This window comes from Mycobacterium sp. (assembly GCF_036273375.1).
GTDB lineage: Bacteria > Actinomycetota > Actinomycetes > Mycobacteriales > Mycobacteriaceae > Mycobacterium.
This window is the reverse complement of sequence record NZ_DASUHS010000197.1, coordinates 1-8,979: the sequence shown is the minus strand read 5'-3', so window position 1 is coordinate 8,979 and position 8,979 is coordinate 1. Positions and strand designations below refer to the sequence as shown.

Below are 8,979 nucleotides of genomic sequence, written 5' to 3'. Positions count from 1 at the left end.
GGTTGCGTTCGGTGCCGGCCGGGGTGGTCGGTGAGTTGTATGTGGCCGGTGGGGGCGTGGCGTGCGGTTATGTCAGCAGAGCGGGCTTGACCTCCTCACGGTTTGTGGCCTGCCCCTTCGGAGCGCCCGGTACACGTATGTACCGCACCGGCGATTTGGTGCGTTGGCGTGCCGATGGGCAGCTGGACTACGTGGGTCGGGCCGATGAGCAGGTCAAGATCCGCGGGTATCGCATCGAACTGACTGAAATCCAGGCGGCGTTGTCTGCGCTTGACGGCGTGGCGCAGGCGGTGGTGGTCGCCCGTGAGGACCGCCAGGGTGCCAAGCGCTTGGTGGGGTATATCACCGGCACAGTCGATGCTTCCGAAGCGCGCGTCGCGCTGGCCGAACGACTTCCGGGCTACATGGTCCCAACGCTGGTGGCACTCGAGGCGCTGCCGTTGACGCCTAACGGCAAAGTCGACACCCGCAGCCTGCCGGCACCCGGACACACCGCCGGCCAGTATCGCGCCCCGAGCACCCCCACTGAGGAGACCCTGGCCAGGATCTACGCCGAGGTCCTCGGCGTCGAACGCGTCGGGGTCGACGACTCCTTCTTCGACCTCGGTGGCGACAGCATTTCGGCGATGCGCATGATCGCCGCGGTCAACGCCGGCCTGGATGCCGATCTCGCAGTTCCCGCACTGTTTGAAGCGCCCACAGTGCGAACTTTGAGTCAACGGCTGCAAACGAACACCGCCGCTACTCAAGAAATAGTTCCCGTTCAGCATCTGAAAAGCGGTAGCGGTACTCCGCTGTTCTGCGTTCATCCTGCAGGTGGGGTGAGTTGGCCGTATCAGGTCCTCGGCACTCACTTGGACTGCCCAATAATCGGAATTCAACAGATTCAGCAGCGCGAAGAGCCTGAACCCCGGTCGATTCGAGACATGGCCAAAAACTACGCCGACAGGATCCAAAGCATCCATCCCGACGGGCCATGTAATCTTCTCGGCTGGTCTTACGGTGGTGTGATCGCTCATGAACTCGCCATCGAGCTTCAGCAACGCGGATGCGCCACAAACCTTTTCCTTCTCGACGCTCAGCCGATCATCGACAGCAGCATGGCCCTGCAGGACTATGGTCTGGACGAAACTCAGATCGTGAAAGAGATTCTGGAGTTCTACGGTGTAACCACGCCCGAACCGAATGAGTCGCTCACGTACGAGCAGATTGAAGAAGTAATTCGCCAACACGAAGCCATTGAGCTCTCCCGGCACAAAGATCTGTTGAATCTGCTTCTGCAGAATCTGAACACTAATCTCGCGTTGTACCGGGTTCACGAACCCGGCATCCTCGACGGCGATGTGACAGTCTTTTCCGCTACGCGAGACGAGAGCGATCGCGGTAAGCACCTGCTGCAAAGTTGGCGACCCTACGCTACCGGCGACATCACGGTATACGAGGTCGACTGTACGCATAATGAGATGCTGACTACCGAATCGGCCGGTATGTACGGCAAGCAACTCAAGCGCTTGCTCGACCTCGATTTCTCGTGGCGAGATGGCGGTGCCGATCACTGATCGGCCGATGAGTCGTGCGGCTTTGCGTCGGCGCAGCGATGGTTTCCCCGCTTAGAGGATGTTGAAGCCCTCGGCCAACTGCGAAACCCCGACCACCGTGAAGACGGTCACCAGGATCTGCCGATGGTAGGCGCGCACCCAGTCATGCAGCTGTCGCAGAAGGGCCTCGGTACGAGCCGGCGCGGCCACATAACCCACCAAGATCATCTCGACGACGGAATACATCAAGAGGAAGAAGGCGATGGAGGCGCTGACCTGTGCGCCAATCGGGGCCCTCGAGGCCACGATGATCGCGAGAATGAAGAAAACGCCATCCACCGGCACCGATGCCAACCCGATCACCCACGCAATCCACAACGATCCTTTCTCCCACGCGCAATGGGCGCGGTGGAGTAGTCGCCGGATCCGGGAACGGTCGTCGGAAGAAACATCCCGGGCCCGGCTCAGAAATCGGGGAACCGCGATCGGCGTATCCGGGGCCGGTGCGAGTCGCGAGTCCCCGTTGCTCGATGCCCGCGCCTCGACGCGCTGACGCGTCGAAAAGCGCACGGCCATCACCGCCGCGATCGTCAGCCCGAGTACACCTAGGCCAATCTGAATCCGCGGGAGGGCGGAGCTGGCCGCCGGGGTGGCCGGGCCGTGACCAAATGAGCCAAACAGGGACGTGAAGTTGAGCAGCATCAGCGGCACGAGCAGCTCGGGTACACATACGGTGAGGCCGCCGACCCAGTAGGCGAGCAAATTCGGCCCGGGCCGCGGACGGGAGATCATCAAGAGGGCTAGGCCAAGCCGCACCGGATTGAGTGCCGCCAGAACTCCCAAACCCAGCACTGACCCCCACATTGCCACGACTTTACCCAGCCCGGCAGAGGGTAAACACCGGCATCACCCGCGAATGAAAGCAACTCCACCGGCGACTGAGTCGGTGCGGCGTCGTGAATCCCATTCCCGTGCAACATGTTCGAGCAGCTCACACATCTGTCAAGCGGGCTGGGCGGCCCAATGCACAAGGGGGCCCAGGCGTTCGCGAGCATCCGACCATCGAAACCTGTTGCGCGACGGGCATTTCTGTTCGCCACCACGGGCTCGTCCCTGTGGCCCGCCAGCGAAAACCGCGAGGGCCGGCGGCATGGCTGGCCCGCGTCTTTCAACGTCGACAGCATGCGCAACCAAGATCGAACAGTCGCCGGATCGCCGGATGCCAAAGATCCGCTCCAGCCGGTAATTTTGCCCGGTCATTTCAATTGTCGTCGCCGTCCGCCCGCGCCCTGGTGAGAGCCAGGATCCGCCGATCACACGTGGGCCGGCGACGGGCGAGCCGACGCATGTCACAGCGGCCGTCTGGCCGCTTCCACTCGGGCAACGGTAGGGTCGAAGGCGTGTGCGGAGTCACCGGGGAGGTACGACTCGACGGGCAGGCGCCTGATGTAGCGGCGGTCTCAGCGATGGCCGCGGTGCTGACGCCACGGGGCCCGGATGCGGGAGGCGCCTGGTCGCAGGGCCGGGTTGCGCTCGGCCATCGTCGCCTCAAAATCATTGACCTGACCGAAGCCGGCGCCCAGCCGATGGTCGATTCGGAACTGGGTCTGTCCCTGGCGTGGAACGGCTGCATCTACAACTACAAGGAGTTGCGACAGGAACTCAGCGGGTACGGCTACCGCTTCTTCTCGCACAGCGACACAGAAGTTCTGATCAAGGCCTACCACCGGTGGGGCGATGACTTCGTCAGCCATCTGTTCGGCATGTTCGCCTTCGCCATCGTCGAACGCGACAGCGGGCGGGTGCTGCTCGGACGGGACCGGCTCGGCATCAAGCCGCTGTACCTGACCGAAGACAACCACCGGATTCGGTTCGCGTCCACGCTGCCGGCCCTGTTGGCCGGCGGCGGCGTGGACACCCGCATCGACCCGGTCGCCCTGCACCACTACATGAGCTTCCACTCGGTGGTGCCCGCGCCGAACACCATCCTGCGCGGCGTCCGCAAGGTGCCGCCGGCCTCGCTGGTCGCCATCGAACCCGACGGCAAGCGCACCGTCACCACCTACTGGGCGCCCGACTTCACCCGCCACCGGGACCGCGCGGCGTGGTCGGAGCGCGATTGGGAAGACGCCGTGTTGTCGACGCTGCGGCTAGCGGTCAAGCGTCGCCTGGTCGCCGACGTGCCGGTCGGCTGCCTGCTGTCCGGCGGCGTCGACTCCAGCCTGATAGTGGGTCTGCTCGCCGAAGCCGGCCAGCACGGGCTGGCCACCTTCTCCATCGGCTTCGAATCGGCTGGCGGCGTCAAGGGCGACGAGTTCCAGTACTCGGACATCGTGGCCAAGCGTTTCGAGACCGACCACCACCAGATCCGTATCGAGACCGACCGGATGCTGCCCGCGCTCGACGGGGCGATCGGCGCGATGAGCGAGCCGATGGTCAGCCACGACTGCGTCGCCTTCTACCTGCTCAGCCAGGAAGTGGCGCGGCACGTGAAGGTCGTGCAGTCCGGTCAGGGCGCCGACGAGGTGTTCGCCGGCTACCACTGGTACCCGCCGATGGGCGACCCCGCCGCGGCGACCCTGGACGGTGCCGTCGCCCAATACCGCGGCGCCTTCTTCGACCGGGATGCGGCCGGGGTTTCGGCGCTGGTCGGATCCGGCATCATCGCGCCCGACGACCCGAGCATGCGGTTCGTCACCGAGCATTTCGCGCAGGCCGGTGCCGAAACCGGCATCGACCGCGCGCTGCGGCTCGACACGACGGTGATGCTGATCGACGACCCGGTGAAGCGGGTCGACAATATGACGATGGCGTGGGGGTTGGAGGGTCGGGTGCCGTTCCTCGACCACGAGTTGGTCGAGCTGGCAGCGACCTGCCCGCCGGAACTCAAGATCGCTCACGAAGGCAAGGGAGTCTTGAAACAGGCTGCGCGACGGGTGATTCCGTCGGAGGTCATTGACCGTCCCAAGGGCTACTTCCCGGTCCCGGCGCTGACCCACCTCGAAGGCCCCTACCTCGACATGGTTCGCGACGCTCTCTACGCCCCCACCGCCAAGGAACGCGGCCTGTTCAACACCGACGCGGTTGACGCACTGCTGGCCAACCCCAACGGCAAGCTAACCCCGCTGCGCGGTAACGAGCTCTGGCAGATCGCCCTGCTCGAGTTGTGGTTGCAGCGCCACGGTGTCACCGGCCCGGTTGCATGACCATGGTCGATCCGTCCGGCGACCACACCGAGGCGATCACACTCGGCCTGCACGATGCCTCGCCGCAAGAGCTGGTCGACGCGATGGCCAAGGACGTCGAACTCGAACTGGGTTGGGGCCGGCTGATATTCGGGCAGACTTTCGCCAATTCGCAGGAACTGGTCGAAGCGCTGCGCCGCGAGGGGCCCGGGCGTCGCGACATCTGCATCTACGCCCGCGAATCCCACGTCGTGGTTGCCGAGGCGCCCACCGAGCTGTTCATCGACCCCAGCCACACCTACCGGCTGCGTTTCACTCCTAAGACGAAAAACCTTGCGCCGGCGCCTCTGGGCGTCACGGTGCGCACCCTCAACGCCCCGATCGATGCCGACGCCATGAATCGCGTCTACGTGCGCTGCGGCATGGTCCCGGCCGGCGTCGACGTGATCTGGCACAACCATCAACATGTGCCGGCAGTGACGTATCTGCTCGCGGTGCGCGACGAGGACGGCGCGGTGGTCGGCACCGTCACCGGCGTCGACCACGAGTTGCTGTTCAATGACCCGGAAGAGGGGTCGAGCCTGTGGACCCTGGCGGTGGATCCGGGCGCGGGGCTCCCCGGTGTCGGGGGCGCGCTCACCAAGGCGTTGGCCGAGCACTTCCGCAGCGAGGGCCGGGCCTACATGGATCTGTCGGTGGCGCACGACAATGCCGCCGCCATCGGTCTCTACGAGAAGCTGGGTTTCCGCCGCGTCCCGGTGCTGGCGATCAAGCGTAAGAACGCGATCAACGAGCCGCTGTTCAGTCCGCCGCCGGAGACCATCGACGACCTCAACCCGTACGCCCGGATCATCGCCGACGAAGCGCTGCGCCGCGGGATCTGGGTCGAGGTGCTCGATGCCGAGAGCGGCGAGATGCGCCTGACCCACGGCGGCCGCATCGTCATCACCCGTGAATCGCTGTCCGAATACACCTCCGCGGTGGCCATGTGCCGCTGCGACGACAAGCGGCTGACCCGGCGCCTGGTCGCCGAGGCGGGTATCACCGTGCCTCGCGCGCGACTGGCCACCTTCGATGAGAGCGATTTCGCCTTCCTCAAGGAGGTCGGCGAGGTCGTCGTCAAACCGACACGTGGCGAGCAGGGGAAGGGCATCACCGTCGGCGTCGTCCCGGACAACGGGCCCGACGACCTCAGCTGCGCGCTGGCGCGGGCCCGCCAGCAATACCCGGACGTCCTGATCGAGCAGCGGGTGACCGGCGACGACCTTCGGCTCGTGGTGATCGACGGCCGCGTCGTCGCCGCCGCGCTGCGGATGCCCCCGGAGATCATCGGCACGGGCGAGCACAGCGTGCGGGACCTGATCGCCGCCGAGAGTCGACGGCGCTCGGCGGCGACCGGCGGTGAGTCCCGCATCCCGCTCGACGACCTCACGGAGTCGACTATCGCCGAAGCCGGCTGGACGATGGACGCCGTGCTGCCGCAGGGGACTCGGCTGCGGGTTCGCCGCACCGCCAACCTGCATCAGGGCGGCACCATCCACGACGTCACTGCGCACGTGAACAGCGAACTGTGCCGCGTCGCGGTGACGGCGGCCGAAGCGATCGGCATCCCGGTGACCGGCATCGACCTGTTGGTGCCCGACGTCACGGGCGCCGAATACGCCTTCATCGAGGCAAATGAGCGCCCGGGGCTGGCCAACCACGAGCCCCAGCCAACGGCCGCGGCCTTCATCGACTTCCTCTTTCCCGGCCACCCCGGCCAGCCGCAGGCCTGGACTCCCGAGGAGTCCCGCTCGGAACGTGGCTGACGCCGGCGGGCGCGGCGCCGGTTCGATACCCCGCGCAGGGCTAGCGACGGGCTTTGGTGGGTAAATCCTCTGTCACACCAGAACGGAGACTGCATGAGTGCGAGCGCGCAAACCAAAACCATCTCGACGCATGTGCCGGCGCGGCTGGACCGGCTGCCGTGGTCGCGGTTTCACTGGCGCGTCGTCGTTGGCCTTGGCGGGGTGTGGGTGCTCGATGGGCTCGAGGTCACCATGGTGGGCAACGTGTCGGCCCGGCTCATGGAGCACAACAGCGGGATCGCGCTGGACGCCGCGCAGATCGGCATGGCGGCCGCGATCTACATCGCCGGGGCGTGCTCGGGGGCGCTGTTCTTCGGCCACCTGACCGACCGCTTCGGCCGGCGAAACCTGTTCATCCTCACCCTCGCCATCTATTTGGTGGCCACGGTCGCCACCGCGTTCGCCTTCGCTCCGTGGTATTTCTTCCTGACCCGTTTCTTCACCGGCGCCGGCATCGGCGGCGAATACGCCGCCATCAATTCGGCCATCGACGAGTTGATTCCGGCCCGAGTGCGCGGTCGCGTCGACCTGGTCATCAACGGAACCTATTGGCTGGGTTCGGCCGCCGGTGCGGGTGGAGCGCTGATCCTGTTGAACACGTCGAACTTCCCGCCCAACATCGGCTGGCGGCTCGCCTTCGGCATCGGCGCCATCCTCGGCATTTTCGTGCTGCTCGTGCGGCGCAATGTCCCGGAGAGCCCGCGCTGGCTGTTCATCCACGGCCGCGACGACGAAGCGGAGCAGATCGTCGGCGAGATCGAAGCGGCGGTCCAGCAGGAGACCGGCGAAGCGCTCCCCGAACCGCAGGGCAAGGCGCTGCGGATCCGTCAGCGCACCGCGATTTCGTTCCGGGAGATCGCGGCTGTGGCGTTCAAGCTCTATCCGCGGCGCGCGGTCCTCGGGCTGGCGCTGTTCATCGGGCAGGCGTTCCTCTACAACGGCGTCACGTTCAACCTCGGCACCCTGCTCAGCCGGTTCTATGCCGTGCCGTCGGGCATGGTGCCGGTGTTCTTCGTGGTTTGGGCCCTGAGCAATTTCGCCGGCCCGCTGGTCCTCGGGCGCTTGTTCGACACCGTCGGCCGCAAGCCGATGATCACGCTGACCTACATCGGCTCAGGTGTCGCGGTGGTGGCGCTGGCGCTGGTCTTTCTCACCCAGGCCGGCGGTGTCTGGGCCTTCATCGGCGTGCTGATCGTCGCGTTCTTCCTGGCGTCGGCGGGCGCCAGCGCGGCGTACCTCACGGTCAGCGAGATCTTCCCGATGGAGACCAGGGCGCTGGCGATCGCGTTCTTCTACGCGATGGGCACGGCGATCGGCGGTATCAGCGGCCCGTTGCTGTTCGGTCAGCTGATCAACTCGGGTATGCGCAGCGAGGTCGTCTGGTCTTTCCTCATCGGGGCGGTCGTGATGGCCGCGGCTGGCCTGGTCGAATTGTGGCTCGGCATCGCCGCCGAGCAGCGCCCGCTGGAGGAGCTGGCGTTGCCGTTGACCGTGGAAGACGCTGAGCGCCAAGAAGATTCGGAGCCGGTCACCGACTAGGTCGGACGGATCAGCCGTACGCGTCCCACCTCGCGTGCTGTCATTGGGCAGGCCGCCCCCCCGCGAATCCGCGTATGCGCTGGCATGCAGGCCTAAGGCTAAGGTTTCGGTGACCGCGGGGCACGGCGAATAGCGAAAGCCAGCTAATTCGACGGTGCGGAATTAACGGTTGTCGTCATCGCCGGTGGCGCGTTCGGTAAGGCCTTCTCGGGACAGCGCCCGGACGAATCCGTACGCCTGCATCCCGGCCGGGCCGGGATTGTCGAAGATCCATTCGTTGATCTTTTCCAGCGCGTTGGCCAGGTCGTCGCGCTTGACCCGTACCAGGTAGGTCTTTCGGTCGTCGTCGGGATCCTCGAGGGAGTCTGCGACGGCGACGGGGTTCTTGAACGCGTAAGCGATTCCGTGCACCGAGTCGTGGTTCAGTGCCCAGTGAATTTCACTGGGGCGCAGTCGGTTCACCGCCAGATTACGGTAGTCATGGTCTTCGGTTGAACTGCTCACCTGGCCGGTGATCCTATTCTTTGTACATCGGGGAAGTGGACGGCGGTCAATCGCACGGTTGGTCGCGCGATGCGATTCGATCGGGTTCGAAACTGGGCATTTTCATCATAGGAACAGGCGCCGTCTGCTGCATGTTGAGCGCTTTTGCGCACGTGCAGTCCGGCGAGCCTGGCGCCAGGCTCAGCGGCAATATTTCAGATACAGATAGCCGTCACAGAACAACGCGTGCTCGAGGCTCATGGTGACCGGGGCGGGCAGCCGCGCCGGGTGCAGCCGGTGGCCCACCGGCTGGCTCGCAGCCAGTTTGGGGGCGAGCGTCACGCAGATCTCTGTGACGGCGTCGGCTTCTACCAGCTCGTCGAGCAG

Annotated in this window: 6 protein-coding genes and 1 pseudogene; 4 read left to right on the top strand and 3 right to left on the bottom strand. The window is 65.5% G+C overall.

Going from position 1 to position 8,979, the window contains the following annotated elements:
- Positions 1 to 1,559, top strand: a 1,559-nt coding sequence (locus tag VFW69_RS18265; RefSeq protein WP_526503161.1) for a thioesterase domain-containing protein, incomplete at its 5' end; no start/stop codon positions are given.
- A 51-nt stretch (positions 1,560 to 1,610) separates the two neighbouring features.
- Here VFW69_RS18265 and VFW69_RS18260 read toward each other — a convergent pair.
- Entirely contained in the window at positions 1,611 to 2,402 is a 792-nt protein-coding gene (locus tag VFW69_RS18260; RefSeq protein ID WP_526503159.1) for a GAP family protein, read from the bottom strand.
- A gap of 536 nt (positions 2,403 to 2,938) precedes the next feature.
- Between VFW69_RS18260 and VFW69_RS18255 the strand changes: the two genes are divergently transcribed.
- From VFW69_RS18255 to VFW69_RS18245, 3 genes are all read left to right on the top strand, one after another.
- Entirely contained in the window at positions 2,939 to 4,744 is a 1,806-nt protein-coding gene (locus VFW69_RS18255) for an N-acetylglutaminylglutamine amidotransferase (RefSeq protein ID WP_526503157.1), read from the top strand.
- Positions 4,741 to 6,531 (top strand): N-acetylglutaminylglutamine synthetase, encoded by a 1,791-nt coding sequence (ngg, locus tag VFW69_RS18250; RefSeq protein ID WP_526503155.1) that lies wholly within the window; start codon positions 4,741 to 4,743, stop codon positions 6,529 to 6,531. The genes VFW69_RS18255 and ngg overlap by 4 nt, the downstream gene beginning before the upstream one ends.
- A 93-nt stretch (positions 6,532 to 6,624) precedes the next feature.
- Positions 6,625 to 8,109, top strand: coding sequence for an MFS transporter (locus VFW69_RS18245; RefSeq protein ID WP_526503153.1), 1,485 nt, complete (start codon positions 6,625 to 6,627; stop codon positions 8,107 to 8,109).
- A gap of 162 nt (positions 8,110 to 8,271) precedes the next feature.
- Here the strand turns inward: VFW69_RS18245 and VFW69_RS18240 are convergent, their stop codons facing one another.
- Both VFW69_RS18240 and VFW69_RS18235 read right to left on the bottom strand, forming a co-directional pair.
- Positions 8,272 to 8,613: a hypothetical protein gene (locus VFW69_RS18240; protein ID WP_526503151.1), complete on the bottom strand. Its 342-nt coding sequence runs from the start codon at positions 8,611 to 8,613 to the stop codon at positions 8,272 to 8,274.
- Between the two features lie 180 nt (positions 8,614 to 8,793).
- A pseudogene (locus VFW69_RS18235) lies at positions 8,794 to 8,979 on the bottom strand (pyrimidine reductase family protein); the annotation flags it as partial.

What these genes read in the sequence shown, in the direction of transcription:
- ngg (WP_526503155.1), top strand. Translation starts at nt 4,741, where the DNA reads ATGACCATGGTCGATCCGTCCGGCGACCACACCGAGGCGATCACACTC.
- VFW69_RS18245 (WP_526503153.1), top strand. Translation starts at nt 6,625, where the DNA reads ATGAGTGCGAGCGCGCAAACCAAAACCATCTCGACGCATGTGCCGGCG.
- VFW69_RS18260 (WP_526503159.1), bottom strand. Translation starts at nt 2,402, where the DNA reads ATGTGGGGGTCAGTGCTGGGTTTGGGAGTTCTGGCGGCACTCAATCCG.